The following is a 26,472-nucleotide window of genomic DNA, read 5'->3' as shown; positions in this document are numbered from 1 at the left end:
CGCGCAGGCTATCGGGCCCGTCCACTCACGCCACGCGCGGGTGCGGCGAGCCGCGCCGGGCCGCCGTCAGCAGACCCCGCACAGCGGTGGCCACACCCAGCGCCAGCACCCCCGCGGCCACCGACATGCCGAGGGTGCCGTTGAGCGGGAGCACGATGCCGATCGCCCCGCCGGCCACCCAGGACATCTGGAGCAGCGTCTCGGAACGCGCGAACGCCGACGTCCGCACCTCCTCCGGCACGTCCCGCTGGATCAGCGAGTCCAGCGACTGCTTGCCCAGCGCCTGCGCGATGCCCGCCACGGCCGCCACGACCGCCACGAAGAAGGCGCTGAAGAAGGCGGCCGCGGCCACCGTCGCGCCCAGGGACAGCGTCAGCACCAGCGCGATCGTCTTCTCCGGGCCGCGCGAGCGCAGCAGCGCGCCGATCGCCGTGCCCAGCGCGTTGCCCCCGCCCGCCGCGACCGCCACGACACCCAGGGAGAACGCCGGGCTCAGCCCCCCGATCGGGTGTACGCGCAACAGGAAGGCCAGGAAGAAGGTGAGGAAGCCGGAGAGCATGCGCATGGCGCTGTTGGCCTGGAGAGCGTGCAGCACCGAGCTGCCGACGGTGCGCAGGCCCGGCCGGGGCGCCTTGCCGTTCTTCTGCCGCTCCTTCCGGCCGGTCTTCCGCCGTACGGTGCTCCGGTGCCGTTCCAGCGCGGGCCGCAGCGCGGAGCGGTGCTCGCCGGAGACCAGCTGCGCCCTCGCCTCGCCCTTCGCCGAGTCGACCTTGTGCGGCAGCGAGAACGACAGCAGCGTGCCCCCGGCGAACACGACGAACGCCCCGTACAGCGGCCACGCCGGCCCCAGCTGGTGCAGCCCCGCGCCCAGCGGGGCCGCCACACCCGTGGCCAGCAGCCCGCCGAGCGTCACTCTGGAATTGGCCTTCACCAAGGAGATGCGCGGTGGCAGCAGCCGGGGCACGACCGCCGACCGCACCACGCCGTACGCCTTCGACGCCACCAGCACGCCCAGCGCCGCCGGATACAGCTCCAGGCCGCCGCTCGCCACCGCGCCCGACATCGTCAGCGCCAGCAGCGCCCGCGTCAGCATCGCCCCCGCCATCGCCGCCCGGCGGCCGTGCGGCAGCCGGTCCAGCAGCGGCCCGATCACCGGGGCCAGGAGGGTGAACGGCGCCATCGTGACCGCCAGATACAGCGCCACCCGCCCGCGCGCCTGATCCGTGGGCACCGAGAAGAACACCGTCGACGCCAGGGCCACCGTGATCAGCATGTCGCCCGCCGAATTCACGGCGTGCAGCTCGATCAGCTTGCCCAGCCCCGACTCGCCCGCGCCGTGCGCGTGCGTGGCCCTGCGGACGCCCCGCGCCGCCCCCGTGAACGGGCTGCGCAACACGCGGCCGGCGCCCCGGGCCGCACGGCGGAGCGGACCGCCTTCGGCTGACCGGATGGCTCCCACCACGCCATACTGCCCCAACTGCCACCGGGCGTGGCACTTTCCGCCCATCCGTGGGGCGCGCCCGGCGCCCTCTGTGCCCTCCCCGCCCGGGGGCTCGCCGAAGCCCGGGTATCCCCCGGGTGTCCTGGCGGGGTAGCGTGCGTAGCGCGCCACCGGTGGTCGTTCTTGGCCGCGCCCCGAGTCTCCATCCCGCAGAATGGGAGTGACTAGGTGCGCCCGAGGCCGTTCGGGCGCGGACGTCGACGCGGTCCTCCGGTCCGCTCCGTCCGCCGACCCGGCCGTTCGGCTGGCGCACTCGTGAGACGGCGTGGAAGAGAGAATCGATTCTTGTGAGTGCTGCGATGCGAAGCCGTACCCCGGACCGCCTGTGCGCCGAGGCGGTCGAACTCGCCCGTACGGCGGCCGAGGAAGCGGCGCTGCCGGGCATGGTCGGCGACCATGTCGAGGTCGCCGCCGACGGGGACCGCGTCGTCACCCACTACTTCGCCTGCCTGGACCCCGGCTACCGCGGCTGGCGCTGGGCCGTCACCGTCGCCCGCGCCTCCCGCGCCAAGGTCGTCACGCTCGACGAGACCGTCCTGCTGCCCGGCCCCGATGCCCTCCTGGCCCCCGAGTGGGTCCCCTGGAGCGAGCGGCTGCGCCCCGGCGACATGGGCCCCGGCGACCTCCTCCCCACCGAGGCCGACGACCTGCGCCTGGAGCCCGGCTGGACCGGCGAGGACGCCCCGCCGCCGAACTCTGCCCTCGCCGAGGAGATGGACCGCCTCGCCGAGGCCGAGGACGCCGACGTCACCGTCGGTTCCCCTGCCGTCCAGGCCACGCCGCCCGCCCGTGGCTCCATCGCCGCCGTCGCCGAGGAACTCGGCATGCGGCGCGCCCGCGTCCTCTCCCGCTACGGCCTCCACTCCGCCGCCGACCGCTGGGACGACTCCCACGGCGCGAAGACCCCCATGGCCCAGGCGGCCCCCGCGTCCTGCGTCAGCTGCGGCTTCCTCGTGCGCCTCGGCGGCTCCCTCGGGCAGGCGTTCGGCATCTGCGCGAACGAGTTCGGGCCGGCGGACGGGCATGTCGTGTCGCTGTCCTACGGGTGCGGGGGGCACTCCGAGGCGGCGGTCATGCCGAAGGCTCCGCGGCCTTCTCCTCCTGTGATCGACGAGACGTTGGTGGATCCGCTTCAGCTTCATCCGGTGGCGGGGTCGGTTTCGGCTTCGGCTTCGGCTGATGGGCCTGATGAGGAGCTTGGGCACTCCTAGCGTTTGCGGTTTTTTGTCGGGTGCGGGTTGTTTGTGGCCGGGGTTCGGGTGGCCTCAAGCGCCGGCCGGGCTGGGTTGTGGTGGGTGCCGGGGGTGGGTCTTCCGGGCTGGGGACCTGGAACGCGGTGCGGGTGCCCTGATTCTCATCGAGTGCCGTGCCGACGCACCGCGTTCCAGAACCCCACCCTCCAGCCCCACCCCCTCCCACCGGAGGGTGAGTGCGGGAAGTGGGTGCTTGCCCGTGGGCGCGGGTGGGTGAGGGCCCGCCCTTTCGCCGGTGGGTGAGGGTGGGGAGCAGATGTCGTCCGTGCGTGCAGGTGGGTGAAAACCCGGCTTCGGCGCGGCGGGCGGGGTGGGGGTGTGGGGGCTTAGCAGACACTCTTACTAGTGGGGTAATCGGAGTGGCGGCCAAGGGGAGGGCGATCATGGACCCTGATCCGGCACCGCGCAACCGCACCCGACGGACGTTCAGCCATAGCAACCCCAAGGTCAGGGAGTAGACGTGAGCGGCATCCGATCCGCGCCCCGCGAAGCCGATGGAACGGACCCGTTCGGGACCATGCGGCTCCGACGCAACGCGTTGGACGCCTGGATCACCGCACCCGCGCGGTTCCGGGAGGACGCCAACGCCGAGGAGGACCTGGTCCTCGGCGGCTACCGCGACCGCCTCGTCGTCGAGCTCGCACAGAACGCCGCCGACGCCGCCGCACGGGCGGGCGTACGCGGCAGGCTGCGCCTGACCCTGCACCCGGCCACGGCCGGCTCGCCCGCCGTGCTCGCCGCCGCCAACACCGGCGCCCCGCTCGACAACGCCGGCGTCGCGTCGCTGGCCACGCTGCGGGCCTCCGCCAAGCGCGACGAGACGCGGGAGGCCGTCGGCCGCTTCGGCGTGGGCTTCTCCGCCGTGCTGGCCGTCAGCGACGAGCCCGCCGTCATCGGGCGCTCCGGCGGTGTGCGCTGGTCGCTCGCGGAGGCGCAGGCGCTGGCCGCCGGGGCCGCCGCGGGCAACCGCGACCTCGCCGAGGAGATCCGCCGCCGCGACGGCCATGTGCCGCTGCTCCGGCTCCCGCTGCCCGCCGAGGGCTCCGCGCCCGAGGGTTACGAGACCGTCGTCGTCCTCCCGCTGCGCGACGGCGCCGCCGAGGACCTGACCCGCCGTCTGCTGGGCGGGGTCGACGACGCGTTGCTGCTGGCCCTGCCCGGCCTGGCCGAGGTCGTCGTCGAGCTGCCCGGCGAGCCCGTACGCATCCTGGACCGGCGCGACGAGGGGCCGTACGTCCTCGTCCGCGACACCGCGCGCGGCGCCACGACCCGCTGGCGGGTCGAGCGCGCGGTCGGGCGGCTGGAGCCGGAGCTGCTCGCCGACCGGCCGGTGGAGGAGAAGCTGCGCCCCCACTGGTCGCTGGCCTGGGCCGTGCCGGTGGGTCCGGACGGCGCGCCCGCGCGGCCGGAGACGGCGCCCGTGCTGCACGCACCCACGCCCACCGACGAGCCGATGGGGCTGCCCGCCCTGCTCATCGCGACCTTCCCCCTCGAACCCACCCGCCGGCACACCGCCCCCGGCCCGCTGACGGACTTCCTCGTCGAGCGCGCCGCCGAGGCGTACACCGCGCTGCTGCGCGACTGGCAGCCCGTCTCCACCGGCACCCTCGACCTGGTTCCCTCGCCGCTGGCCAGCAGCGCCGTCGACGCCGAGGTGCGGCGGCTGGTGCTGGAGCGGCTGCCGCGCGTGCCCTTCCTGCCGCGCGCCGTGCGGCCCGCGGACGTGCCGGAGGAGGCGCGGGAGGCGTACGCCCAGCCCCTGCGGCCGATCGACGCCGAGGTCGTCGAGGGTGCCGGAGCGGAGACCGCCGCCGTGCTCGGCGAGCTGTTCCCCAACCTGCTGCCCGCCGGGCTGGAGCGCCGCCCCGAGCTGCGCGCGCTCGGCATCACGCGCGTCCCGCTGGGCGAGGTCGTCGACCGGCTCGCGGGTGTCGACCGCGAACCCTCGTGGTGGCGCAGGCTCTACGACAGCCTCTCCGGTGTCGACCCCGACCGGCTCGGCGGCCTGCCCGTGCCCCTCGCCGAGGGCGCGCGCACGGCCATCGGCCCCCGGCAGGTCCTGCTGCCGCCGCCGGGCGGCACGGAGCGGCTGTCCAGGCTCGGGCTCAAGGTCGTCCACCCCGACGCCGCCCACCCGTTGCTGGAGAAGCTCGGCGCCACGCCGGCCTCGCCCCGCGCGATCCTGACGACCCCTCAGGTGCGGGCCGCCGTCGCCGCCTCGCTCGACGCCGACGAGGTCTGGGACGAGGACACCCTCGACAGCGAGGCCCTCGCCGAGACCGTGCTCGCTCTCGTGCGCGACGCCAACCTCGCCCCCGGCGACGAGCCCTGGCTCGCCGCGCTAGCCCTGCCCGACGAGGACGGCGAGCTCGCCCCCGCCGGTGAACTCGTCCTGCCCGGCAGCCCCTTCGAGAGCGTCATCCGCCCCGGCGAGCTCGCCGCCTGCGACGCCGCGCTGGCCGAGCGCTGGGGCGAGCAGCCGCTGACCGCCGTGGGCGTGATGGCCACCTTCGCGCTCGTACGCGCCACGGACGTCGTCCTCGACCCGGACGAACTGGAGCCCCGCGACACCGACTTCGCCGAGCCCGACGACGTCGGCCTGCTCGAAGCCGTCGACGTCTGGTGCGAGGACGTCCTGGACCAGCTGCCCGAGTCGTCCGTGCCGCCCGTCGCCACCGAGATCGTCGCCGTGCGCGACCTCGACCTCGTCGACGACGACGCCTGGCCGCGGGCGCTCGCCATGCTGGCGCGGCCGCCTCTGCGGGACGCGCTGACCGCGCCCGTGCGCGTGCTGCTGCCGGACGGTACGACGGAGTCCGTACGGCCCTACACCGCGTGGTGGCTGCGCGGCCACCCCGTGCTGGACGGCCGCAGGCCCGCCGGGCTGCGCGTCGCGGGCGGCGATCCGCTGCTGCGCGGGCTGTACGAACCGGCGGACGCGGCCGGGCTCGCCGACGACCAGGTGCTGCGCGCGCTGGGCGTACGCACTTCCGTGGCCGCGCTGCTCGACGAGCCGGGCGGCGCCGCGGAGCTGCTCGGGCGGCTCGCCGACGAGGAGCGCGCCGTCGACGCGGCTCAACTCCACGCCGTCTACGGCATCCTGGCCGGGCTCGACCCCGATCAGGTCACCCTGCCGGACGAGCTCCGTGCCGTCGTCGACGGCGAGGTCCGCGTCGTGGACGCCGCCGACGCGCTGGTCGCCGACGCCCCCGACGTCCTCCCGCTCGCGGCCGGGCACCCGCTGCTGCCCGTGCGGCCCGCGCGGGCGGCGGAGCTCGCGGAACTGCTCCAGGTGCGGCGGCTGAGCGAGGTCTTCGCCGTGCGCGTCCCCGACGGGGAGGGCGCGCCGCGGAGCGTGCCGGAGGGGGTGCGCGCGCTGCTGCCGGGCGCGCCGGAGACGTATGTCGAGCACGAGGGGCTCGTGGTCGGCGGTGTCGAGCTGGACTGGTGCCTCGGGCAGGACGGCGTGCTGCACGCCACGACGCTGGAGGGGGTGGCGGCGGGCCTCGCGTGGGCGGCCGGCGCCTGGTCCCGGCGCTTCGAGGCGGCGGCACTGCTGGAGGACCTGTCCCGCACGGCCGAGCTGGCGCGGGCCCGCTGGTTCGACTGACGGCTCCCGCCCGGAACTACCCTGGAATGGAGCCCACTCAGGAGGCCGTCATGACCAGGAAAGTCGCCGACTGCCGCAGGTTCCCCAGCGAGACGAACTGCACGCTGACCATCACCGGCGAAGAGGACGAGGTCCTGGAAGCCGCGACTCAGCACGCGATCTCGGTACACAAGCATCAGGAGGGCCCTGAGCTGCGCGAGCGGATCAGGGAGTTCCTGGAGGACGAGAAGGCCAAGGCTTAGCCGTCGCCTTGCGCGGGTCCGTTGCCGCCCGCGGGTTGCTCGCGCCTTGCGGTGGGGTGGCCTCGAGCGCCGGCCGGGCTGGTGTGTGGCCGGGTCCGGTGGGTGGGGTCGGGGCTGTGGGGTGTGCCGGTCAGGCCGGGAAGCGGCGGCCCACCCAGCGCCAGGTCAGTTCCAGGGCCGCGGCCGCCGCCGCGGCGATCGCGACGCCGGCCCACGGCATGGTCGTACCCACCAGTTTCAGCGCGAAGAAACGCTGGAGCCACGGCACGGCCAGGACGACGAGGAAGCCCAGGCCCATGGCGAGGACGAGGGCGATCCGCCACCACGTGTACGGGCGGGCGATGATCGCCAGGACCCACATCGAGATCAGGAACAGTGTCAGCGTCGCCACGCTGGTCTGGGCGTCGAGGCTGTCCGGCCCGGTGTAGTAGGCGCGCGCGGCCAGATACGCGGCGAAGGTGGCCGCGCCCGCGAGCAGGCCCGCCGGGACGGCGTACCGCATCACTCGGCGTACGAAGTGCGGCTTGGCGCGCTCCGTGTTGGGGGCCAGCGCCAGGAAGAAGGCCGGTACGCCGATGGTCAGCGTCGACAGCAGGGTCAGGTGGCGCGGCAGGAACGGATACGGCACCCGGGAGCAGACGACGAGGATCGCCAGCAGCACGGAGTAGACGGTCTTGGTGAGGAAGAGGGTCGCGACCCGGGTGATGTTGCCGATGACGCGGCGCCCCTCGGCCACGACGGACGGCAGGGTGGCGAAGCTGTTGTCGAGCAGGACGATCTGCGCGACGGCCCGGGTCGCCTCGGAGCCGGAGCCCATGGAGACCCCGATGTCGGCGTCCTTGAGGGCCAGGACGTCGTTGACGCCGTCGCCGGTCATGGCGACGGTGTGCCCGCGGGACTGGAGGGCGGCGACCATGTCGCGCTTCTGCTGCGGGGTGACGCGGCCGAAGACGCTGCCCTTCTCCAGGGCCTTGGCCATGGGTTCCTTCTCGGTGGGCAGGCGGCGCGCGTCCACCGGCGCCTCGGAGCCGGGCAGGCCGAGCTTGGCGGCGACCGCGCCGACGGAGACGGCGTTGTCGCCGGAGATCACCTTGGCGGAGACGCTCTGCTGGGCGAAGTAGCCCAGGGTGTCACCGGCGTCGGGCCGCAGCCGCTGTTCGAGGACGACGAGGGCGGTGGGGCTGACGTCCTCGACGACGCGCGGGTCGTCGAGCTCGCGCTCGGCGCGGGCCAGCAGCAGGACCCGCAGCCCCTGGGCGTTGAGCTGCTCGGTCTCGGAGAGGGCGGGGTGGCCGTCCGGCAGCAGGACGTCGGGGGCGCCGAGGAGCCAGTTGCCGCTCTCGCTGTCGGGGCCGTTGAGGGCGGCGCCGCTGTATTTGCGGGCGGAGGAGAAGGGCAGCGACTCGGTGCAGCGCCAGCCCGCGCCGTCGGGGTAGGCGTCGACGATGGCCTTGAGGCTGGCGTTGGGCCGCGGGTCGGACTCACCGAGCGCGCCGAGCACCTGGCGGACGTACGCCTCGTCCGCGCTTCCCGGCAGCATCCGCAGCTCGCTCACGTCCATGCCGCCCTCGGTGAGGGTGCCGGTCTTGTCGAGGCAGACGGTGTCGACGCGGGCCAGGCCCTCGATCGCCGGCAGCTCCTGGACCAGGCACTGCTTCCGGCCGAGCCGGATCACGCCGATCGCGAAGGCCACGGAGGTCAGCAGCACCAGGCCCTCGGGGACCATCGGCACGATGCCGGCCACCATCCGCCGGACCGCCTCCTTCCAGTCGTGGCCCTGCACGACGAGCTGGCTGATGACGAGGCCGACGGCGGTCGGGAGCATCATCCACGTCACGTACTTGAGGATCCGGCTGATGCCGGTGCGCAGCTCGGAGTGGACGAGCGTGAAGCGGGACGCCTCCTCGGCGAGCTGGACGGCGTACGCCTCGCGGCCGACCTTGGTGGCGGTGTACGAGCCGCCTCCGGCGACGACGAAGGAGCCGGACATGACCTTGTCCCCGGGCCGCTTCAGCACGGGGTCCGCCTCGCCGGTGAGCAGCGACTCGTCGATCTCCAGCCCGTCGGCTTCCCGGATCTCGCCGTCGACCACGCACTTGTCCCCGGGGCCCAGCTCGATGAGGTCGCCCAGCACGATCTCCCCGGTGGGGATCGCCGAGGGCTCCCCGTCCCGGCGGACGGTCGGCTTGGCCTCGCCGATCACCGCGAGGGAGTCGAGGGTCTTCTTCGCGCGCAGCTCCTGGATGATGCCGATCGCGGTGTTGGCGACGATCACGAATCCGAAGAGTCCGTCCTGGATCGGCCCGACGAGCAGGATGATCAGGAAGAGCACTCCGATGATCGCGTTGAACCGGGTGAAGACGTTGGCACGGACGATCTCCGCGGTCGACCGGGAGGAGCGCACGGGTACGTCATTGACCTCACCTCTCGCTACGCGCTCGGCGACTTCGGCTCGGGTGAGGCCGGGGGGCGGGGCCGGGGGGTGTGCCGGTTCGCTCATGGGTCCGACGGTAAGGGGTGCGGGGGGTTTGTGCCTTGTTTGTGGGGCGGGGGGTTTGTGGGGTTCGCTGTTGTCTGGTGCGGGTTGTTTGTGGTTGCGGCGGGTGGCCTCAATCGCCGGCCGGGCTTTGGTGTGGGGGTTCGCCGTTGTCTGGTGCGGCTTGTGTGCGCCTGCGGCGGGCGGCCTCAATCGCCGGCCGGGCTTGGTTTGTGGTGGGTGCCGGGGGTGGGTCTTCCGGGCTGAGGACCTGGAACGCGGTGCGGGCACCGTTTCTCGTATGGAGTGCCGTACCGACGCACCGCGTTCCAGAACCCCACCCTCCAGCCCCACCCCCTCCCACCGGAGGGCAAGTGCGGGTTGTGTTTCAGCCTGTCCGGCGTTTGAGGACAACGCGCGAAGCGTGTTGCGGGGTCTGGGGCGGCAGCCCCAGTTTCGGGAAGGGGCGGGGCTGGGGAAACAAACAGCCCGTCCGGCGTTTGAGGACGCGGCCGCAGGCCGCTCCCGCCGCAGGCGGCAACGGACCCGCAGCGGGGGCTGAGGCGCGAGCCCCCGCGCGGCGCGTATCCGCAGATCAGGCGACAGGGAGCGGCAAGGGCCCGGCCCCGGTCAGCGCGGAGGCGCCGCCGGTTCCCCCCGCCCGGCCACAGACGCCGCATGCCGCCGAATCGCCGCATCCCGCTTCCGGACGTACCAGACCCCGATGAGCCCCAGCCCCCCACCGGCCGCACACGTCCAGACCCACCACAGATGCCCGTGGTCCTGGAACCAGCCGTAGAACGGCAGCTGCACGAGGAAGAGGACGAACCACAGGATCGTGCCGCCGGTGATCGTGGCGACGACGGGCCCTTCGAGGGGCTCCGGTGCCTCGTGCCTGGGTGTCCACTTCGTCATGGGGCGAAGCCTAGTCCGTGCGGCCCGGCGCGCCGGGAGGGAGGCCCTTGTCCTATAGGGGTCTACGCGCGGAGATAGCAATTCCGGGTTTGTTTATTCATACTGAATCGAACCGGATCTGGTGAGATTGTTTCGTTCGATCATCCAATCAAGATCCTTTTTGTTCACCCGCTGTCTCCCACGCCTCCCCCAGGCCCGTACCGACTGAGGTCTCGCATGCCCTCCTCGGCCACCTCCCCGGTCGACGCCCAGCAGCCGCCGTCCCCCGCCTCCGGGGGCTCCGCCCTCGACCGGTTCTTCCGGATCACCGAGCGGGGCTCGTCCGTCTCCGGTGAGCTGCGCGGTGGCCTGGCCACCTTCTTTGCGATGGCGTACATCATCGTGCTGAACCCGATCATCCTCGGGGCCGGTCACGACAAGTTCGGCCACCAGCTCGACAACGGTCAGCTGGTCACGGCCACCGCGCTGATGGCCGGGCTCTCCACCGTGCTCATGGGCGTGATCGGCAATGTGCCGATCGCCTGCGCCGCCGGGCTCGGCATCAACGCCGTCGTCTCGCTCCAGCTCGCGCCCAAGATGAGCTGGCCGGACGCGATGGGCATGGTCGTGCTGGCCGGTCTGGTGCTGATGGTGCTGGTCGCCTCGGGCCTGCGGCAGCGCGTCATGGACGCCATCCCCGGCGGCCTGCGGCGAGCGATCGCGATCGGCATCGGCATGTTCATCTCGCTGATCGGCCTGGTCGACTCCGGCTTCGTCACCCGCAACCCGGACGGCGCGCACACCACCGTGCCGATGGGGCTCGGCCAGGGCGGGCAGCTGCACGGCTGGCCGGTGCTGGTCTTCGCGATCGGGCTCGCGCTGACGTTCATCCTCGTCGTGCGCAAGACGCGGGGTGCGATCCTCATCGGGATCGTCGCGATGACCTTCGTCGCGATCATCATCAACTCGCTGGCCACGATCCCCGACGCCAACTGGGGTCTGAGCGTGCCGCAGGTGCCGGACAACGTCGTCGGCACCCCCGACTTCGGTCTCGTCGGCAACGTCAGCCTCTTCGGCGGCTTCCACGAGGTGGGCTGGCTGACCGGCTGCCTGTTCGTCTTCACCGTGCTGCTGTCCGGCTTCTTCGACGCGATGGGCACGATCATCGGCGTCGGCGAGGAGGCCGGGCTGACCGACGAGCAGGGTCAGCTGCCGAACATGGGCAAGATCCTGATGGTGGACGGCGTCGCCGTCGCCGCGGGCGGCCTCGGCTCGGCCTCCGCCAACACCTGCTTCGTGGAGTCCACGGCCGGCGTCGGCGAGGGCGCCCGGACGGGCCTCGCGAACCTGATGACCGGCGGGCTCTTCCTGCTGGCCCTGGTCTTCACCCCGCTCGCCAAGATCGTCCCCTCGCAGGCGGCCACGCCCGCCCTGCTGGTCGTCGGCTTCCTGATCATGGCGGCCAACGTCAAGGAGATCGACTGGAGCGACTTCACGATCGCGATCCCCGCGTTCCTGACGATCATCTCGATGCCGTTCACGTACTCGATCACCAACGGCATCGGCATCGGCGTCCTCGCCTTCATCCTGCTGCGCATCGCCGACAAGCGGACGCGGGAGATCCCCTGGCTGCTCAACGTGGTCGGGCTCTGCTTCCTCGTCTACTTCATGCTCAACCCGATCGAGCAGATGCTGGGCGTGAAGTAGGGGCGGATCCCGCGTGGGGAGCGGCCGGGTGCGACGCGCACCCGGCCGTTTCGCGTGTACGGGGGGGCGTGCGGCGACGCGTGCGGCCGGAGCGTGCGGGGGCGCGCGGATCCCGCCCCACGGCCCTCTGCCGCCGGACGCCCCCGTCCCGCCCCGAGCGCCCCTGGCGCCCCGCTTTATTTAGCGCGGGTAATGAGTTAACCTAAGGAACATGTCGGACCCAGGCACCCAGGACAACGCCAGCCAGGACGACACCGCGGCAGTGGACTCCCTGCGCTCCGGTGTCATGCGTCTGTCGCGTCGGCTCAAGCACCAGAGGGTCGACGAGTCGCTCAGCCCCACCGAGATGTCGGTGCTGGGCACCCTCGCCCGCTGCGGTCACGCGACCCCCGGCGAGCTCGCCCGCAAGGAGCACGTGCAGCCCCCGTCGATGACCCGCATCGTCGCCCTGCTCGAAGCCAAGGGCCTGGTCCGGCTGGAGCCCCACCCCGAGGACCGCCGCCAGAAGGTGGTCACCCAGACCGAGCGCGCCGAGGCCATGCTCGAGGAGAGCCGGCGCAAGCGCAACGTCTGGCTCAGCGAACTGGTCGGCCGGCTCGACGAGGACGAGTGGGCGACGCTGCGCGCCGCCGCGCCCGTGCTGGAGAAGCTCGCGCATCTGTAACCCCCACACAAGTGAGGAGGCGAACCCACTTTGAGTACGGGACCCGGAGCAGACTCCGCACCCGCACCGAAAACCCCCGACGACATACGCACCACCGCCCTGACCAAGCCCAAGGGCGGCACCTTCAGCTCACTGAGGATCCGTAACTACCGGCTCTTCGCCACCGGCCAGGTGGTCTCCAACACCGGCACCTGGATGCAGCGCATCGCCCAGGACTGGCTGGTCCTCAGCCTCACCGGCTCCTCCACGGCCGTCGGTATCACCACCGCGCTGCAGTTCCTGCCCATGCTGCTCCTCGGGCTCTACGGCGGCGTCATCGCCGACCGGTGCCCCAAGCGGCGGCTGCTCCTCATCACCCAGACCGCGATGGGCGTGACGGGCCTCGCGCTCGCCGTCCTCACCCTCTCCGGGCACGTGCAGGTCTGGCACGTCTACCTCATCGCGCTCGCGCTCGGCCTCGTCACCGTCCTCGACAACCCCGCCCGGCAGGCGTTCGTCGTCGAGATGGTCGGCCCGGCCGACCTGCGCAACGCCGTCAGCCTCAACTCCGCGAACTTCCAGTCCGCCCGCCTCGTCGGCCCCGCCGTCGCCGGTGTGCTGATCACGGCCGTGGGCAGCGGCTGGGCCTTCCTGCTCAACGGCCTGTCCTTCATCGCCCCGATCACCGGGCTGCTGCTGATGCGCACCGCCGAGCTCCACAAGGTCGACCGCGCCCCCCGCGGCAAGGGCCAGCTCCGCGAGGGACTGCGCTATGTCGCCGGGCGCCCGGACCTCATCTGGCCCATCGTCCTCGTCGGCTTCATCGGCACCTTCGGCTTCAACTTCCCGATCTGGCTGACGGCGTACGTCAACGACGTCTTCCACGCCGGCGCCGGCACCTACGGCCTGCTCAACACCCTGATGGCGGCCGGTTCGCTGGCCGGCGCCCTGCTCGCCGCCCGGCGCGGCACCTCGCGGCTGCGCGTGCTCGTCGGCGCCGCGCTGCTCTTCGGCCTGCTGGAGATCACGGCCGCGCTCGCACCCGAGTTCTGGATCTTCGCGGTGCTGCTGGTCCCGATCGGGATGGCCGGCCTGACGATCAACGTCACCGCCAATTCGAGCATCCAGCTCGGCACGGACCCCGCCATGCGGGGCCGCGTCATGAGCCTGTTCATGATGGTCTTCATGGGCGGCACGCCGCTGGGCGCGCCCGTGGTCGGCTGGGTCACCGACGCGTACGGCGCCCGGATCGGCTTCTGCGCAGGCGGCGCGGTCTCCCTGCTGGCCGCTCTCGGCGTCGGCGTGGTCCTCGCCCGCGTCGGCGGACTCCGTCTGAAGATCGGCCTGCGCCACGGCCGTCCGCATGTGGCGTTCGTCCCCAAGGAAGCGGCGCCTGTCCTGACGGCTGCCGCTTGAGCCGTGCCGTTCGCGGTGTGTGTTTCGACGGTCGCTGTTTGAGCCGTGCCGTTCGCGGTGCCTGTCTTGACGGCCGCCGACCCGGACACGCCGTCCACGGCGCCCTCACAACCGGACGGGCTTCTCCTCAGCCCGTCCGGTGACCGGGGGAGGGACACTGACCCCATGCGACTTTTCGCCGCCGTGAACCCGCCGCCGGAGGTCGTCGCCGAACTCGCGGCCGCCGTCGCCCCGCTGCACTCGCTGCCCGGCGCGGCGCATCTCCGGTGGACCGCGCCGGACACCTGGCACTTCACCCTCGCCTTCCTCGGCGAGGTGGACGAGGCGCTGCTCCCGGAGCTCACCGAGCGGCTCGGGCGCGCCGCGCACCGGCATCCGCCGCACGAGCTGCGGTTCGCCCGGGGCGGGCGGTTCGGCGACCGCGTCCTGTGGGTCGGCGCCGACGGCGAGCGCACCGTCCTCCGCGACCTCGCCCGCTCCACCGCCGCCGGGGCGCGCCGCGCCGGGGTCGCCGTCGACAGCACCCACGATTTCCACGCCCACCTCACCCTCGCCCGGGCGTCGGGCCACCCGGTCCATCTGCGCCCGTACGCGGAGGGGCTCGCCGACTTCGCCGGCATGCCGTGGACGGTGGACCGGCTGGAACTCGTCCGCAGCCGGCTGCCGGTTTCCGGCTTGCTGGGGGAGCGGCCGCGTTACGAGACGGTGGGGGTGTGGGAACTGGGCCGTTCCGGAGTGGTTCCGGACGGCGGTTAGGCTCATGGGGTGGACCCGAAGACCAGAAACCGGATCATGAGCGGTGTGCTCGTTGTGATGCTTGTTGTCGTGGTTGTGGTGGCTGCGGTGCGGTGATCTTTGTTGCCGGGTGCGGTTGTTTGTGGCTGGGGTTCGGGTGGCCTCAATCGCCGGCCGGGCTTGGGTTGTGGTGGGTGCCGGGGGTGGGTCTTCCGGGCTGAGGACCTGGAACGCGGTGCGCTGCGGGTCTCCCGCATTGAGTGCCCTGAAAACGCACCGCGTTCCAGAACCTCACCCTCCAGCCCCACCCCCTCCCGCCGGAGGGCATGTGCGGGAGGTGTCCGCTTCAGGGTTCGTATTTCAGCCCGTCCGGCGCTTGAGGACAACGCGCGAAGCGTGTTGCGGGGTCTGGGGCGCAGCCCCAGTTTCGGGAAGGGGCGGGGCTGGGGAACAAGACAGCCTGTCCGGCGTCTGAGGACGCGGCCGCAGGCGGCGAACCGGCCCGCAGGCGGCGAACCGGCCCGCAGGCGGCGAACCGGCCCGCAGCCGGGGGCCTGGGGCGCAGCCCCAGTTCCGGGGCGCGCAATGTTGCGGGTTTGCCCCCCACGCGGCGGAGCCGCACATCAGATACAGCCGGGAAGGGGCGGGGCTGGGGGCGCGAGCCCCCGTGTGGGAGCGCGCCCCGAGGGACAAGGCCGCCGCAGGCGGCAACGCCCCGCCCCCGACGGAGCCTCACCGTTAGAGGGAGAAGCTCACCCGAATGGGTTAATCCTGCGCCCGCAGCAAGAACGAGGGACCGCCACGCGCCTACCGTCGCCGGGATGATGACCAGGAGGCCCGAGCCCCCCACGCACGCCACCGGCGCGCACCGCGCAGGCCGCGGGGCGCCGCGCGCGGCCCGTACGGAGCAGGAGACGCTTGCGCAGCGGCCGCCTCTTCAGTACGACCCCCACCTCGACGGCCTGTTCACCTACTGCCTGTCCGTGCTGTGCGAGCACGACAGCGCGACCGCCGCGCTCGGCGAGGTCCTCGCGATCGCCGAGCGGCGCGCCGACCGGGCGCCCGCCGGTGACGACGTGCGCCGCTCCTGGCTCTACGCCCTCGCCCGCTGGGCCTGTCTGCGGCGGCTCGCGGAGCCGGGCGGCAAGCTGGGGGAGCGCGAGGGCGCGGCCGCCGACGAGCAGCGCCGTACGGAGCTCGCCCAGCTCGCCTGGCCCGAGGCCGCCGGGACCACCGCCGAGCAGCGCGAAGCGCTCGAACTGGCCGTACGCCACGGCCTCTCCGCGCACGAGGTCGCGGCCGTGCTCCGGATGGAGAGCGACGCCGCCCGCACCCTGCTGTCCAGCGCCGCCTGCGAGGTCGAGCGCACCCGGACCGCGCTGGCCGTCGTGGAGTCGGGCCGCTGCCCGGTGGTGGCAGGGTTCGCGGGCGACACCCGGGTGCTGCTGGGCACCGCGCTCCGCCGCGAACTGGTCCGGCACGTCGACGACTGCGCGGACTGCCGCCGTACGGCCGAGCGGGCCACGGCGGGCGAACCCTGGCCCGGCACCTCCGCCTCGTCGGCCGCGCTGCCCGTCATCGAGGCCCCGCGGGCCGCGGTGCACGCGGCCATGCTGGCCGCCGTGAGCGCGCGTACGCAGCGGGGGTCCGCCGCGCCCCCCAACCCCCGCTTCGACCGCCGGGGCTTCCCCGTGGACCCCAAGGACCGCGTCGCGCGCCGGGGCCGCCTCCGCAGCCGGGCGATCACGACCACGGTCGTCGCCACCGTCGTCGCCGCGCCCGTGCTCGCCCTGTGGGCCGCCTACCGCGGTGCCCCGTCGACGGGGGAGGCCCAGAACCCCACCTCCGTCACCGCCGAGGAGGCCGGCGGCCCGGCCGTCTACCCGCCGGGGGAGGCGGGCCCCGCCGACAAGCGGATCGGCTCGCGCAGCGCGACCGGAAGCCCGGTGACCGGTGTGTCGGTCTCGGTGATCGGGCCGGACGGCAGACCCGTGCCCGTACCCGAGGAACAGCCCGGCGGCGTGCCGCCCTCACCCACCGGCAGCGCGGTTCCCCTGCCCGGCCCCCCGCCGTCGCCCGCGCCGGGCCCCGGGCGGCTCACGATCACCGCGCAGCCGAGCGGCAAGGCCACGCTCATCACCCTCACGGCGAGCGGCGGGGAAGCGGTTCCCTGGTCGATGACCACCAGCGCGCCGTGGCTGCGGCTCAGCCGGACCGGTGGGGTGCTGTGGCCCGGGCAGTCCATCACCGTCGTCGTCGACGTCGACACGGCGGAAGAGCCGGCCGGGCCGTGGAGTGCGCGGGTGGCTGTGGCGCCGGGGGGTACGACGGTGACGATCGAGGGGCGGGGGCCGGTGCCGATACCGTCGCCTCGGCTTTCGCCGTCGCCTCAGCCTTCCGGCTCGCCGCCGGTGGGGTGATGGGGGGTGCGTGGTCTGCCGGGTGCGGATCGCTCACGCCTGCGGCGGGCTTTTCCCCAGCCCCGCCCCTTCCCGAACTGGGGCACGCGCCCCAAGGCCCCCGGCTGCGGGTCCGTGGCGTCTGCGGCGGGCTTTTTCCCCTACCCGCCTTCCCGAAACTGGGGCTGCCGCCCCAGACCCCGCAACGCGCTTCGCGCGTTGTCCTCAAACGCCGGACAGGCTGAAATACAAGCCGATGTCACCCCCGGCACCCACCACAAACCAGCCCGGCCGGCGATTGAGGCCACGCCCGAAGGGCGCTCCCGCCGCAGGCGGCAGCGAAACCCGCACCCGGCAACGGCAAGCCCGTAGGGGCGCCCCCGCAGGCCACCCCACCGCAAGGCGCAAGCAACCCGCAGACCAAGAACCAGAAGAACCAGCCGTCACCCATCCGCCGGATGCGGAGCCAACGGCAGCAGCGCCCCCATCCGCTCCTCACAAAGCTCCACCAGCCGCCCGTACGCCTCCTTGCCCATGAGCTCCGTGAGCTCAGGCGCGTACGTCACATACACCGGCTCACCCGCACCATGCGCTGACGTCGCCGACGTGCACCACCAGTGGAGGTCATGGCCGCCGGGGCCCCAGCCGCGGCGGTCGTACTCGCCGATGGAGACCTGGAGGACGCGCGTGTCGTCGGGGCGGTCGATCCAGTCGTACGTGCGGCGGACGGGGAGCTGCCAGCAGACGTCCGGCTTGGTCTCCAGCGGTTCGCGGCCCTCCTTGAGGGCCAGGATGTGCAGGGAGCAGCCGGCGCCGCCCGCGAAGCCGGGGCGGTTCTGGAAGATGCAGGAGCCGTCCCAGCGGCGGGTCTGGCGGTCGCCGTCGTCGTCGACCTGGGTCCAGCCGGTCGACGTGCCGACGTCGTGGAACTGCCAGATGTCCGGAGTCAGCCGCGCCACGTGCCCGGCGACGCGCTGCTCGTCCTCCTCGTCCGAGAAGTGCGCGCCCAGCGTGCAGCAGCCGTCGTCGGCGCGGCCGGCCTGGATGCCCTGGCAGCCGCTGCCGAAGATGCAGCTCCACCGCGAGGTGAGCCAGGTCAGGTCGCAGCGGAAGACCTGTTCGTCGTCGGCCGGATCGGGGAATTCGACCCAGGCGCGGGCAAAGTCGAGCCCGACCTCGTCGGCGACCTTCGCGGGGACCTTCGAGGAGGCCGTCGCAGAAGCCTTCGCGGAGATCTTGGACCGCTTCTTCCCGGCCTTGTCGAGGGATTTGTCAGGCTTGGCCTTCTTCGTCTTTGCCACCCCTCAAGACTATGCGCCCCGGCCGGTCGCAGTAGCGTTCAGGCCATGAGACTCGGTGTCCTCGATGTGGGTTCGAATACGGTCCATCTGCTGGTGGTGGACGCGCATCCGGGCGCCCGTCCCCTGCCCGCCCACTCCCACAAGGCAGAACTGCGCCTCGCGGAGCTCCTCGACGACGAAGGGGCGATCAGTGAGGCGGGGGTCGACCGGCTCGTATCGGTCATTCAGGAGGCGCAGGAGGCCGCCGAGGACAAGGGTGTGGAGGAGGTCCTGCCGTTCGCGACCTCCGCGGTGCGCGAGGCGGCCAACGCCGACACCGTGCTCGCGCGCGTCCGGAAGGAGACCGGGATCACTCTGCCGGTCCTCACCGGCGACGAGGAGGCGCGGCTGACGTTCCTGGCCGCCCGCCGGTGGTTCGGCTGGTCGGCCGGAAAGCTCCTGGTCCTCGACATCGGGGGCGGCTCCCTGGAGATCGCCTTCGGCATGGACGAGGAGCCCGACGTGGCCGTCTCGCTGCCGCTGGGCGCGGGCCGGCTGACCACGGCCTGGCTGCCGGGCGATCCGCCCGACGCCACGGACGTACGGGCCCTGCGGCGGCACGTACGCGCGCAGATCGCCCGCATCGTCGGGGACTTCGCCCGGCACGGCACCCCGGACCACGTCGTCGCCACCTCCAAGACGTTCAAGCAGCTCGCCCGGATCGCCGGAGCGGCCCGCTCCACCGACGGCCTCTACGTCCAGCGCGCGCTCACCCGGCGCTCCCTGGAGGAGTGGGTGCCCAAGCTCGCCGCCATGGCCTCGGCGGAGCGCGCCCGGCTGCCCGGCGTCTCGGAGGGCCGCGCGCCCCAGCTGGTCGCGGGCGCGCTCGTCGCGGAGGCGGCCATGGACCTCCTCGGCGTCGAGGAGCTGGAGATCTGCCCCTGGGCGCTGCGGGAGGGCGTCATCCTCCGGCGGCTCGATCACCTGCCCACTTCCTGACGCGGCTGCCGCGAAGGGCGTACCGCCGGTGCGCCGCACGGCCACCTCCATGCCCGCGGTCCGGGACACGGTCGTACGCTGTCCCTCGTGACAGAGCCTGTGGTGCGCATCCCGGATGCGAAGGTCGCGCTGTCCACGGCCTCGGTCTACCCGGAGTCGACGGCGACGGCCTTCGAGATCGCCGCGCGCCTGGGCTACGACGGCGTCGAGGTCATGGTGTGGACCGACCCGGTCAGCCAGGACATCGAGGCGCTCCGCCGCCTGTCCGACTACCACCAGGTGCCCATCCTGGCCGTCCACGCGCCCTGTCTGCTGATCACGCAGCGCGTCTGGTCGACCGACCCCTGGGTCAAGCTCCAGCGGGCCCGCACGGCCGCCGAGAAGCTGGGCGCCACGACCGTCGTCGTCCACCCGCCGTTCCGCTGGCAGCGCGGTTACGCGCGGGACTTCGTGCAGGGGATCTGGCGGATGGCCGACGAGACGGACGTCCGCTTCGCCGTCGAGAACATGTACCCCTGGCGCTACCGCGACCGCGAGATGCTCGCCTACGCCCCGGACTGGGACGTCACCAAGGACGACTACCGCCACTTCACCGTCGACCTCTCGCACACCGCCACCGCCCGGACGGACGCCCTCCAGATGATCGACCGGATGGGCGACCGGCTGGCGCACATCCACCTCGCCGACGGCAACGGCTCCGCCAAGGACGAGCACCTCGTGCCGGGCCGCGGCAAACAGCCCTGCGCCGAGCTGCTGGAACGCCTCGCCACCACCGGCTTCGCCGGCCACGTGGTGATCGAGGTCAACACCCGGCGCGCCATGTCCGCCGCCGAGCGCGAGGCCGATCTCGCCGAGGCCCTGGCCTTCACCCGGCTGCACCTCGCCTCCCCGACGGGCGCGGCCCGTCCGTGAGCGCCCCCCGTACGGGTGACGGAGCCCCCAGGAAACGCGGCAGGCCCGCCCGCACGGAACTCGGCGGCGGCCCCGGCGCGCGGGAGCGCATCCTCGCGGCGGCGCGCGCCGAGTTCGCCGAGCGCGGCTACGACAAGGCGTCCATCCGGGCCATCGCCAGGGGCGCGGACGTGGACCCCGCCCTCGTCCACCACTACTTCGGGCCCAAGGAACAGATCTTCGCCGCCGCCATCGAGGTGGCCTTCGCGCCCGCCCTCCAGATGCCCCACGTCGTCCTCGAAGGCGGTCCGGACACCGTCGGCGAACGCATGACGCGCTTCTTCCTCGGCCTGTGGGAGAACCCCGTCACCCGCGAGCCGCTGCTCGCGATCGTCCGGTCCGCCGTCGCCAACGAGACCGCGGCCGCGGTCTTCCGCGACCTCGTCTCCACCCGGCTGATGGCCCGCATCGCCGACGAACTGGACGTCGAGAAGCCCCGGCTGCGCGCCGAGCTCGCCGCCGCCCACCTCGTCGGCGTCGCGATGCTGCGCCATGTGATCAAGGTCGAGCCGCTGGCGTCGGCGGACGTGGAGGACGTCATCGCCCAGGTCGCGCCGGCCATCCAGCGCCACCTCACGGAAGCCCCGTAGCCGCGAGACGCCCGTCTCACATACCGGAGACCCTGTCCGGATCTTGGATCACCGGCGTAGGCTCGTAGAACGCGACACCGCGCAGCGCGAAGCCGCCGCCACCAGGCCGCCGCCACCGCGCGCCGACGCCTTTCGAGGAGTGGAGCAGGATGCCCGAGCTGAGGTCCCGCACCGTCACCCACGGCCGCAACATGGCGGGAGCCCGCGCCCTGATGCGCGCCTCGGGCGTAGCGAGCGGGGACATCGGCAAGCCGATCATCGCGGTGGCCAACTCCTTCACCGAGTTCGTCCCCGGCCACACCCACCTCGCCCCGGTCGGCCGGATCGTCTCCGACGCGATCCTGGCGGCGGGCGCGGTGCCCCGCGAGTTCAACACCATCGCCGTCGACGACGGCATCGCGATGGGCCACGCCGGGATGCTCTACTCCCTGCCCTCGCGCGATCTGATCGCCGACTCCGTCGAGTACATGGTCGAGGCGCACTGCGCCGACGCGCTGATCTGCATCTCCAACTGCGACAAGATCACGCCGGGCATGCTGATGGCCGCGCTGCGCCTCAACATCCCCGTCGTCTTCGTCTCCGGCGGCCCGATGGAGGCCGGCCAGGCCACCCTCGTCGACGGCACGGTCCGCAAGCTGGACCTGATCAACGCCATCGTGGACGCGGTCGACGAGAACGTCTCGGACGAGGACGTCCTCCGCATCGAGGAGAACGCCTGCCCGACCTGCGGCTCCTGCTCCGGCATGTTCACCGCGAACTCCATGAACTGCCTCACCGAGGCCATCGGCCTCTCCCTCCCGGGCAACGGCTCCGTCCTCGCCACCCACACCGCCCGCAAGGCGCTGTACGAGAACGCGGCCCGCACGGTCGTCGAGATCACCAAGCGCTACTACGAACAGGACGACGACTCCGTCCTGCCGCGCAACATCGCCACCCGCGCCGCTTTCGACAACGCCATGGCCCTCGACATCGCCATGGGCGGCTCGACCAACACGATCCTCCACCTGCTCGCAGCCGCCCAGGAGGCCGGGCTGGACTACGACCTCAAGGACATCGACGCGGTCTCGCGCCGCGTGCCCTGTCTGGCCAAGGTCGCGCCCAACGTCGCCCCCGGCGGCACGTACTACATGGAGGACGTGCACCGCGCCGGCGGCATCCCCGCGATCCTCGGCGAGCTCTACCGCGCGGGCCTGCTCAATGAGGACGTGCACACCGTCCACTCGCCCGGAATCAAGGACTGGCTGGGCACCTGGGACGTCCGCGGCGGCTCCCCGTCCGCCGAGGCCGTCGAACTCTGGCACGCCGCCCCCGGCTGCGTCCGCTCCGCCACCGCCTTCTCGCAGTCCGAGCGCTGGGAATCCCTCGACACGGACGCCGCCGGCGGCTGCATCCGCGACGCCGCGCACGCCTACTCCAAGGACGGCGGGCTGGCCGTCCTCAAGGGCAACCTCGCCGTCGACGGCTGTGTCGTGAAAACGGCGGGCGTCGACGAATCGATCTGGACGTTCGAAGGACCGGCCGTCGTCTGCGAATCGCAGGAAGAGGCCGTCGACAAGATCCTCCGCAAGGAGATCAAGGAGGGCGACGTCGTCGTCATCCGCTACGAGGGCCCCAAGGGCGGCCCCGGCATGCAGGAGATGCTCTACCCCACGTCCTTCCTGAAGGGCCGCGGCCTCGGCAAGTCCTGCGCCCTGGTCACCGACGGCCGCTTCTCCGGCGGCACGTCCGGCCTCTCCATCGGCCACGCCTCCCCCGAGGCCGCCTCCGGCGGCACGATCGCCCTCGTCGAGGACGGCGACCGCATCCGCATCGACATCCCCGCCCGCTCCATCGAACTCCTCGTCCCCGAAGAGGAACTGACCACCCGCCGCACCGCTCTCGAAGGCCGCTACGCCCCGAAGTCCCGCGAACGCAAGGTCTCTGCGGCGCTTCGGGCTTATGCGGCGATGGCTACGAGCGCGGATCGGGGGGCTGTGCGGGACGTTGGCCGCTTGGGCTGAGCGGGGTTCTTCTGCGGGTTGTGTGTGGTTGCGGTTCGGGTGGCCTCAATCGCCGGCCGGGCTTGGGTTGTGGTCGGTGCCGGGGGCAAGTGCGGGCACGTACGGCTTCGGGGTTCGTAATCAGCCCGTCCGGCGATTGAGGACAACGCGCGAAGCGCGTTGCTGGGGGTCCGAGGTCTCCCCGGTTTCGGGAAGGGGCGGGGCTGGGGAAAAAGCCCGCCGCAGGCGCCACGGACCCGCAGCCGGGGGCCTGGGGCACGTGCCCCAGTGCGGAACGGGCGGGGGCTGGGGAACAAGCTCGCCGCAGGCGCGACCTACCGCCACGACCCAGGATCGTGATCACTGACCGCGAACACCGTCCCATCCGGCGCCGCCCCGAAAACCTTCCCATCCGCCGCCACCGGCGCAGGCAGCAGATCCAGATACCCCCGCCCCGCCCGAGTCAGCCGAGGCGACGTCTGACCGAGCAGAGCACCCCGAGCCGTATCGACGGCCAGCAGCCGCCCGTCCGCAGCGGAGAAGTACAGCCGGTCGTCCGCCAGGACGAGAGCCGACGCGTTGGCCACGGACGTGTCCAGCCGCCACCGCTGCCCTCCGCCCGTTCCGGCCGGATCGACACCCACGGCCGTCAGGCCACCGTCCGAGGACAACAGATAGACCGCGTCACCCCGGGCCGCCGCACTCGTGACGCTCAACGGCGTGCTCAGGGGAACCCGGTGCTCGCTCTGTTCGGCGGGGGAGTAGCGGACGACGGCGGAGACACGGTCGCGGGAGTCGACGGCCGTCAGATACAGCGCGCCACGCGGACCCACGCCCACCGGCGTCAGATCGCCGTCCAGCGTGCGCTGCCACAGCGTCGTGCCGCGCAACGGGTCGAGCGCGAGCAGCTGCGTACGGTGCTGCCCCGGACCGGCCGGGGAAACGGCGTAGACGGGCGCACCGAGGTCGCGCCCGCCGACGACCTGGGGATCGGCGTAGGAACCGGCGTCGGAGTCCGCGAAGGAGGAGAACACCGGCTTCGCGTACCCCGGCAGCTTGTGACTCCAGCGCTCCCTGCCCGACGCACCGTCGACGGCCGTCACTGTTCCGTCGGCCGCGACCAGCAGCAGCGTGTCCCCCGCGTGATAGACCCGCCCGTTGTAGACCGACACGTCCCGCGTCCAGCGCTGCTCGCCCTTGACCGGGTCGAGCGCGAAGAGCCGGTCGCCGTCCGGCGTTATGACGTGCACCAGGCCGCCCGAGACCACCGGCGCGGGCGGAGCGCCCGGTTCCGTCTCCGCGGGGTGGGAGGTGTCGACGGGCCGCCGCCAGACGACCTCGCCGCTCGCGGGGTCGATACGGGCCGCCTGCACGCCCGGCGCGGAGCAGTAGAGCGCGGCCTCCCCGTACGTACAGAACCCGGCCCGCACCCTGCCGTCACCCGCCGCGTCCGGAGGCACGGACGCCTCCCACGGCTGCCAGTCCGCGCCCGCCGCCGCGGACCGTGACTGCGCCGGCCGGTGCGACACGTCGGCCTGGTTCAGCGCCCAGAAGCCGCCCGCCCCCAGCGCCGTCGCCACCACCGCGGCGGCGACGGCCCACAGCGCGCGCCGGGTCCACCGGGCACGGGAGCCGGCCGGTGCCGCCGCGGCGGGCTCCGGCGCCTCGGGCTGCGGGGGCACGCGTACGTGCGTGGGGACGGCGTCACGCGCCGCGCCGTGCTCCGGCGGGGCGGGAAAGCTCACCGGTGCCGACCCGGACACCCGCGGCAGCCGGGCCATGATCGCGTCCGGCGTCGGCCGCTCGGCGGGCTCCTTCGCCAGACAGGCCCGGATAAGCGGAACGAGATCGTCCGGGACCCCGGCGAGATCCGGTTCGTTGTGCACCACCTGATAGGCGACGATGTACGGGCTGTCCGATTCGAACGGCCCCCGCCCCGTCGCCGCGTGCACCAACAGCGACGCCAGCGCGAAGACATCCGCCGCGGGCCCCACTTCACGCGGCCGCTGGAACTGCTCGGGAGCCATGAAAGGCGGCGTCCCGATCAATTTCCCGGTCTCGGTCCGCAGCTCACTGTCGCGAGGGCGGGAAATACCGAAGTCGATGACCTTGGGGCCGTCCTCGGCGAGCAGCACATTGCTCGGCTTGAGATCGCGGTGCACCACCTGGGCGCGATGAATGTCGCGCAGGGCCTCCGCGAGTCCCGCGGCCAGCCGCCGCACCTCGTCGGGCGGCAGCGGCCCGTTCCGCTTCACCCGCTCGGAGAGCGTGGGGCCGGGGATGTAGAGGGTGGCCATCCAGGGGCGCTCGCCGTCGGGGTCGGCGTCCACGACCGGAGCGGTGAAGGCCCCGCTCACCCGCCGCGCGGCCGCGACCTCCTGCCGGAAACGGGCCCTGAACTCCGGGTCCACCGCATACTCGGCGTGCACCACCTTGACCGCGAGACGCAGCCCGGACGGTGAGCGGGCCAGGTGGACGACCCCCATGCCGCCGGACCCGAGACGCCCCTCCAGCCGGTACCGACCGGCATACCCCGGATCCTCCGCTTCCGGGCCCGCCCCGGTCGTGCGCAGCGGCGGCATTCCCCCACCCCCGTGTGTATTCGGCCGCGTACGGCGGCTTCCGGAGCCTAATCGATGGCACCCGGGAACCCCGGGAGGCATGGCCGTGCCTTGCTAGCCTGCGCATGTCATCGAGCAACGCCTCATTACTGCGCGGGGGAGGGCCACATGGCCGTCGGCGAGATCAACGAGAGCAACGACAGCGGCACGCGTGACGAGAGTGCCGGCCTGGCCGTATCGGTGCGGTCCGCGAGCGCTGTCTACTATCCGGTCGCCCCCGGCACCCAGGTCAACGTCCGCCGCGGCCCGAACACCGGCAGCCAGATCGTCCGCGTCCTCCCCGAGGACTCCGAGGTCCAGATCCGCTGCCAGACCCGCGGCGAGACGGTCACCGGCCCCTACGGCACCTCCGACATCTGGGACAGCATCGCGCCGGGCCAGTACGTGTCGGACGCCTATGTGAAGACGGGCAGCAGCGACTTCGTCGCGATCCGCTGCTCCTGAGCCACGACGCCGGCCGCCGGGCCGGTGGCGATAATCGGCGTATGAGCGACGAGCGCGAGCCCACCGGCCCCCGGCCCGAACCGATCCGGTTCTTCGGTACGACATGGGTCGACCACGGCGGCGGCTACGCGCTGCGCCGGGTCGGCGCCGGAATCGGCGCGCTCGTCACAGCGGCAGCCGGCGCCCTGGTGCTGCGCTTCGGCTACGAGGGCCTGACGATCGCCAAGGTCGGCAACCTCGTGAACATGCTCGTGGTCGTCGCCTTCGCCGTGTGCAACGCGCTCGCCTTCCGCCGTACCTGGGAAGGGTTCAGCCGGCGGCCGGCCCCCGCGACGGACGCGAGCGCGGAGCGCTCGACGCAGAGCATGCTGCTGATCGGTTTCATCGGCTCCCTGCTCGCTTACGCGCTGCGCACCCTCACCGAGGCCCCGGGCGAGAAGCTGCGCCGCAAGGAGTACGAGGAGGCGCTGGCCCGCTACGAACGGCGCCGCGCGAAGTCAGGCAAGCGGGGCAAGCGCCGCTAGCCGGCAGCCGGGGCGGAGCACTGCCCGGACTGGTGTAGAGTTCTTCGAGTTGCCACGGCGTCCGCGAGGACGGCGAGGCGGCCACTCACGCCGCACCGGCGGCAATCTCTACTGCATGTTCCCTGAACGGGATGGATTTCGGCGTGCCGAATTCCGGACCGGGCGCCGATTAGGAGCCACCGGGGAAATACGCTAAAGTAGTGATCAC

General features: G+C 72.8%; 19 protein-coding genes. 14 read left to right on the top strand and 5 right to left on the bottom strand.

Features of this window, described 5'->3' with window-relative positions:
* Positions 1–25: 25 nt before the first annotated feature.
* Positions 26–1,507: an MFS transporter gene (locus tag ACZ4A5_RS27725; protein ID WP_467589978.1), complete on the bottom strand. Its 1,482-nt coding sequence runs from the start codon at positions 1,505–1,507 to the stop codon at positions 26–28.
* A 293-nt stretch (positions 1,508–1,800) separates the two neighbouring features.
* Here ACZ4A5_RS27725 and ACZ4A5_RS27720 point away from each other — a divergent pair, with 293 nt between their 5' ends.
* The 3 genes from ACZ4A5_RS27720 (at position 1,801) to ACZ4A5_RS27710 (ending at position 6,606) form a co-directional block, all read left to right on the top strand.
* Positions 1,801–2,712 (top strand): DUF3027 domain-containing protein, encoded by a 912-nt coding sequence (locus ACZ4A5_RS27720; protein WP_467589941.1) that lies wholly within the window; start codon positions 1,801–1,803, stop codon positions 2,710–2,712.
* A gap of 559 nt (positions 2,713–3,271) precedes the next feature.
* Positions 3,272–6,364 (top strand): sacsin N-terminal ATP-binding-like domain-containing protein, encoded by a 3,093-nt coding sequence (locus tag ACZ4A5_RS27715; RefSeq protein WP_467589975.1) that lies wholly within the window; start codon positions 3,272–3,274, stop codon positions 6,362–6,364.
* Positions 6,365–6,414: 50 nt separating this feature from the next.
* Positions 6,415–6,606 (top strand): DUF1059 domain-containing protein, encoded by a 192-nt coding sequence (locus tag ACZ4A5_RS27710; RefSeq protein ID WP_467589938.1) that lies wholly within the window; start codon positions 6,415–6,417, stop codon positions 6,604–6,606.
* A gap of 130 nt (positions 6,607–6,736) precedes the next feature.
* Here the strand turns inward: ACZ4A5_RS27710 and ACZ4A5_RS27705 are convergent, their stop codons facing one another.
* Positions 6,737–9,106: a cation-translocating P-type ATPase gene (locus ACZ4A5_RS27705; RefSeq protein ID WP_467589935.1), complete on the bottom strand. Its 2,370-nt coding sequence runs from the start codon at positions 9,104–9,106 to the stop codon at positions 6,737–6,739.
* A gap of 606 nt (positions 9,107–9,712) precedes the next feature.
* Positions 9,713–9,997 (bottom strand): DUF2530 domain-containing protein, encoded by a 285-nt coding sequence (locus ACZ4A5_RS27700; RefSeq protein ID WP_467589932.1) that lies wholly within the window; start codon positions 9,995–9,997, stop codon positions 9,713–9,715.
* Between the two features lie 216 nt (positions 9,998–10,213).
* Between ACZ4A5_RS27700 and ACZ4A5_RS27695 the strand changes: the two genes are divergently transcribed.
* The 5 genes from ACZ4A5_RS27695 (at position 10,214) to ACZ4A5_RS27675 (ending at position 16,897) form a co-directional block, all read left to right on the top strand.
* Positions 10,214–11,683 carry an NCS2 family permease gene (locus ACZ4A5_RS27695; RefSeq protein WP_467589929.1) on the top strand — a complete coding sequence of 490 codons (1,470 nt, stop codon included), beginning with the start codon at positions 10,214–10,216 and terminating at the stop codon, positions 11,681–11,683.
* 211 nt (positions 11,684–11,894) lie between these two features.
* A complete protein-coding gene (locus tag ACZ4A5_RS27690; protein ID WP_366006809.1) occupies positions 11,895–12,347 on the top strand; it encodes a MarR family winged helix-turn-helix transcriptional regulator in 453 nt (150 codons plus the stop codon).
* Positions 12,348–12,377: 30 nt separating this feature from the next.
* Complete coding sequence (locus tag ACZ4A5_RS27685) at positions 12,378–13,742, top strand: MFS transporter (RefSeq protein WP_467589926.1); 1,365 nt, start codon at positions 12,378–12,380, stop codon at positions 13,740–13,742.
* Between the two features lie 165 nt (positions 13,743–13,907).
* Complete coding sequence (thpR, locus tag ACZ4A5_RS27680) at positions 13,908–14,498, top strand: RNA 2',3'-cyclic phosphodiesterase (RefSeq protein WP_467589923.1); 591 nt, start codon at positions 13,908–13,910, stop codon at positions 14,496–14,498.
* Between the two features lie 800 nt (positions 14,499–15,298).
* Entirely contained in the window at positions 15,299–16,897 is a 1,599-nt protein-coding gene (locus ACZ4A5_RS27675; protein WP_467589920.1) for a BACON domain-containing protein, read from the top strand.
* A 422-nt stretch (positions 16,898–17,319) separates the two neighbouring features.
* On the opposite strand, the gene ACZ4A5_RS27670 is transcribed toward ACZ4A5_RS27675, so the two are convergent.
* Complete coding sequence (locus ACZ4A5_RS27670; RefSeq protein ID WP_467589917.1) at positions 17,320–18,177, bottom strand: DUF3109 family protein; 858 nt, start codon at positions 18,175–18,177, stop codon at positions 17,320–17,322.
* Between the two features lie 45 nt (positions 18,178–18,222).
* Here ACZ4A5_RS27670 and ACZ4A5_RS27665 point away from each other — a divergent pair, with 45 nt between their 5' ends.
* The 4 genes from ACZ4A5_RS27665 to ilvD all read left to right on the top strand — a co-directional run bounded on the left by ACZ4A5_RS27665 (position 18,223) and on the right by ilvD (position 22,696).
* Positions 18,223–19,155, top strand: coding sequence for a Ppx/GppA family phosphatase (locus tag ACZ4A5_RS27665; RefSeq protein ID WP_467589914.1), 933 nt, complete (start codon positions 18,223–18,225; stop codon positions 19,153–19,155).
* 87 nt (positions 19,156–19,242) lie between these two features.
* A complete protein-coding gene (locus tag ACZ4A5_RS27660; RefSeq protein ID WP_467589911.1) occupies positions 19,243–20,067 on the top strand; it encodes a sugar phosphate isomerase/epimerase family protein in 825 nt (274 codons plus the stop codon).
* Complete coding sequence (locus ACZ4A5_RS27655) at positions 20,064–20,696, top strand: TetR/AcrR family transcriptional regulator (RefSeq protein WP_467589908.1); 633 nt, start codon at positions 20,064–20,066, stop codon at positions 20,694–20,696. The genes ACZ4A5_RS27660 and ACZ4A5_RS27655 overlap by 4 nt, the downstream gene beginning before the upstream one ends.
* 149 nt (positions 20,697–20,845) lie before the next feature.
* The gene (gene ilvD, locus ACZ4A5_RS27650; RefSeq protein ID WP_467589905.1) at positions 20,846–22,696 is read left to right on the top strand and encodes a dihydroxy-acid dehydratase; all 1,851 of its coding nucleotides are present in this window, start codon (positions 20,846–20,848) and stop codon (positions 22,694–22,696) included.
* Positions 22,697–23,010: 314 nt separating this feature from the next.
* On the opposite strand, the gene ACZ4A5_RS27645 is transcribed toward ilvD, so the two are convergent.
* Entirely contained in the window at positions 23,011–25,257 is a 2,247-nt protein-coding gene (locus ACZ4A5_RS27645; protein WP_467589902.1) for a protein kinase domain-containing protein, read from the bottom strand.
* Between the two features lie 147 nt (positions 25,258–25,404).
* Here ACZ4A5_RS27645 and ACZ4A5_RS27640 point away from each other — a divergent pair, with 147 nt between their 5' ends.
* A complete protein-coding gene (locus ACZ4A5_RS27640) occupies positions 25,405–25,740 on the top strand; it encodes an SH3 domain-containing protein (protein WP_467589899.1) in 336 nt (111 codons plus the stop codon).
* A gap of 41 nt (positions 25,741–25,781) precedes the next feature.
* Complete coding sequence (locus tag ACZ4A5_RS27635) at positions 25,782–26,264, top strand: hypothetical protein (protein ID WP_467589896.1); 483 nt, start codon at positions 25,782–25,784, stop codon at positions 26,262–26,264.
* The last annotated feature ends 208 nt before the right edge of the window (positions 26,265–26,472 follow it).

The organism is Streptomyces sp. NPDC025618, from assembly GCF_055558795.1.
The sequence above is the reverse complement of the archived record's forward strand: the minus strand, read 5'-3'. Positions and strand labels throughout refer to the sequence as shown.

Excerpts from the sequence above, each read along its gene's own strand:
- ACZ4A5_RS27725 (WP_467589978.1), bottom strand. The coding sequence starts at position 1,507 with ATGGGCGGAAAGTGCCACGCCCGGTGGCAGTTGGGGCAGTATGGCGTG.
- ACZ4A5_RS27720 (WP_467589941.1), top strand. The coding sequence starts at position 1,801 with ATGCGAAGCCGTACCCCGGACCGCCTGTGCGCCGAGGCGGTCGAACTC.
- ACZ4A5_RS27715 (WP_467589975.1), top strand. The coding sequence starts at position 3,272 with ATGCGGCTCCGACGCAACGCGTTGGACGCCTGGATCACCGCACCCGCG.
- ACZ4A5_RS27710 (WP_467589938.1), top strand. The coding sequence starts at position 6,415 with ATGACCAGGAAAGTCGCCGACTGCCGCAGGTTCCCCAGCGAGACGAAC.
- ACZ4A5_RS27705 (WP_467589935.1), bottom strand. The coding sequence starts at position 9,106 with ATGAGCGAACCGGCACACCCCCCGGCCCCGCCCCCCGGCCTCACCCGA.
- ACZ4A5_RS27700 (WP_467589932.1), bottom strand. The coding sequence starts at position 9,997 with ATGACGAAGTGGACACCCAGGCACGAGGCACCGGAGCCCCTCGAAGGG.
- ACZ4A5_RS27695 (WP_467589929.1), top strand. The coding sequence starts at position 10,214 with ATGCCCTCCTCGGCCACCTCCCCGGTCGACGCCCAGCAGCCGCCGTCC.
- ACZ4A5_RS27690 (WP_366006809.1), top strand. The coding sequence starts at position 11,895 with ATGTCGGACCCAGGCACCCAGGACAACGCCAGCCAGGACGACACCGCG.
- thpR (WP_467589923.1), top strand. The coding sequence starts at position 13,908 with ATGCGACTTTTCGCCGCCGTGAACCCGCCGCCGGAGGTCGTCGCCGAA.
- ACZ4A5_RS27675 (WP_467589920.1), top strand. The coding sequence starts at position 15,299 with ATGATGACCAGGAGGCCCGAGCCCCCCACGCACGCCACCGGCGCGCAC.
- ACZ4A5_RS27665 (WP_467589914.1), top strand. The coding sequence starts at position 18,223 with ATGAGACTCGGTGTCCTCGATGTGGGTTCGAATACGGTCCATCTGCTG.
- ilvD (WP_467589905.1), top strand. The coding sequence starts at position 20,846 with ATGCCCGAGCTGAGGTCCCGCACCGTCACCCACGGCCGCAACATGGCG.
- ACZ4A5_RS27645 (WP_467589902.1), bottom strand. The coding sequence starts at position 25,257 with ATGCCGCCGCTGCGCACGACCGGGGCGGGCCCGGAAGCGGAGGATCCG.
- ACZ4A5_RS27640 (WP_467589899.1), top strand. The coding sequence starts at position 25,405 with ATGGCCGTCGGCGAGATCAACGAGAGCAACGACAGCGGCACGCGTGAC.
- ACZ4A5_RS27635 (WP_467589896.1), top strand. The coding sequence starts at position 25,782 with ATGAGCGACGAGCGCGAGCCCACCGGCCCCCGGCCCGAACCGATCCGG.